Source organism: Bacillus sp. S4 (assembly GCF_040838205.1).
Classification (GTDB): Bacteria; Bacillota; Bacilli; order Bacillales; family Bacillaceae_G; genus Bacillus_A; species Bacillus_A cereus_U.
Window position 1 is genome coordinate 1 of sequence record NZ_JBFPJI010000449.1, and the last position, 2,155, is coordinate 2,155.

Here is a 2,155-nt window from a genome sequence, read left to right on the forward strand (position 1 = left end):
GAAAAACAGCAATATATAAATGAAACACATAAAGAAAGGCTTACGATTCTAGGGCAAATGTCGGCTAGTTTTGTGCATGAATTTCGTAATCCGTTAACTTCGATTATGGGATTTGTCAAGCTATTGAAGACAGACCATCCTAACCTATCGTATTTAGATATTATTTCACATGAATTAGATCAATTGAATTTTAGGATTTCGCAATTTTTACTTGTATCGAAAAAAGAAATGTGGAATGAATCGGAACGTTTTTGGCTAAATGACTTATTTCAAGATACTATACAATTCTTATATCCAAGTTTAGTTAATGCAAATGTTTTGATTGAAAAGAATTTGCCGTATCCTATTCCACTCGTTGGTTACCGGAGTGAAGTGAGGCAAGTAGTTTTAAATATTTTAATGAATTCGATTGATGCTCTTGAATCGGTGAAAGAAGAGCGGAAAATTATCATTGATGTATTTGAAGAGGATCAGGCTGTGCGCATTGTTATAAAAAATAATGGACCTATGATTCCAGCAGAAAATGTAGAGACTATTTTTGAGCCATTTGTAACTACTAAAAAGCTAGGAACTGGTATCGGATTATTTGTATGTAAACAAATTGTAGAAAAACATAATGGATCCATATTGTGTCGTTCGAATAACGATTGGACAGAATTTCAAATTACGTTTCACAAGTAAACAGTCTACACCATACGAATGGTGTAGACTGTTTTAATTTGTAAGTATAACGGTCTCTAATTTTGGATCCTCAGTTGAATAACCTACCATTGAAATTGTGTAAATTGTATTTGGTTCAACGTTGAATTTCGGAATGGTTAATAGTACTTTTTTTGTATCCGCAAGTGAAACTTCAATATCTGCTGTACCAGGGCTAACTTGTAAAAAATCTGTTATTTGTTTAAAGAGTACATTTTCAAATAAATGATCCCCATCTTTTAAATTTACATTTACTACTGGAGTGTCTGGTGAAAAATGTGCAAACCGTATTTTTGCTTGACCAGATGGTAAATGAGTATTATCAAGAATAGGTTGTAATTGGAGATGATTATCGCTATTGACCGCTGCAAGGGTATAAGCGTGATTCCCCATTATTGGTACTAATGCTGAGAATATTGGAGTTTCGTTTCCGACAGGGACAATATCAATACGGTATTTACCTTGTACTAATGATAAATAAGGACTGAATTGTTTAAAAGAAATATTTTTAATAACCTTTTGTCCGTTTATTATAATATCAACTGCTGGTGTATGGGGAGCTGTGTGAAAAATTCTCATATGTGACGGTAAAGTTGCTTCTTGTGAATCTCTCTTTTCATATGCTTGTACAAGTTTTGTAATTGCATCATGGTATTTCATATAGAGTTCTACATATCTTTTAGGATTGCTATATTGATAGTAACGAGCGAGCTGTTCGTAACGTGCAGCTTCTTGTCCATACTTTTCAATTTCGGATTGAGTCATGAACATTCCTCCTTTATCATCATTACAAATATATGCGAAGCTAGAAAGAGGTTATGCAAAAAACTTACCTTTCTAGAAGGAAAAGTTAAAATAGGGATTTTTTTATTTATAGGCAAACACACATACAAATCGATAATTGTCCTACATAAATTATAAAGGAAAGGTAGTTTGACTTTTATGGAAGGAGTGGAACCCTAGGGATGGGGATATCCCAATAGTTATTGGGAATGAAGTTATGGAGGATTTGGTGCAATAGGCTGTGGGACGAATTATGGATTTGCATTATGAGTATTTCTATTAATTTTAGTGATGCGTTGGATAAGGTAATCCCGATAAAAGAGCGTCGTGCCGAACTGATTAATATGGTTAATCGGTTCTTTTTTTATTGTTCTAAACAGGTGATACTATTTGTTAAGTAATAATTACAATAAATGTGGCGAAGTAAAATGTCGAATTTTGTTTGAAAATATGCAATATAAAGTAGGATAATAGGAAGGAGAATAACGGGAGTTCCGTCGAAGTTTACACAATGTCAGCAATTGAGGGGAGCTGATATTATGTTAAAAAAATATTCAATTTGTTGTTATCTTAAATCAGAGAGGGGTATTTAAGCGTACAGGTAAGGGTTGGTCTTCATTTTAAGTTCTGAATTTTCTGTTTTCAAAATAATATTTAGCACTCATTTGTATAT

At 32.9% G+C, this 2,155-nt stretch carries 1 protein-coding gene and 1 pseudogene; one reads left to right on the top strand and one right to left on the bottom strand.

Going from position 1 to position 2,155, the window contains the following annotated elements:
• Positions 1 to 681 (top strand): annotated as a pseudogene (locus AB3X48_RS21440) (BA2291 family sporulation histidine kinase); the annotation flags it as partial.
• Between the two features lie 33 nt (positions 682 to 714).
• Here AB3X48_RS21440 and AB3X48_RS21445 read toward each other — a convergent pair.
• Positions 715 to 1,464 (bottom strand): DUF4397 domain-containing protein, encoded by a 750-nt coding sequence (locus AB3X48_RS21445; RefSeq protein WP_002148186.1) that lies wholly within the window; start codon positions 1,462 to 1,464, stop codon positions 715 to 717.
• Between the last annotated feature and the right edge of the window lie 691 nt (positions 1,465 to 2,155).

What these genes read in the sequence shown, in the direction of transcription:
- AB3X48_RS21445 (WP_002148186.1), bottom strand. Translation starts at nt 1,464, where the DNA reads ATGACTCAATCCGAAATTGAAAAGTATGGACAAGAAGCTGCACGTTAC.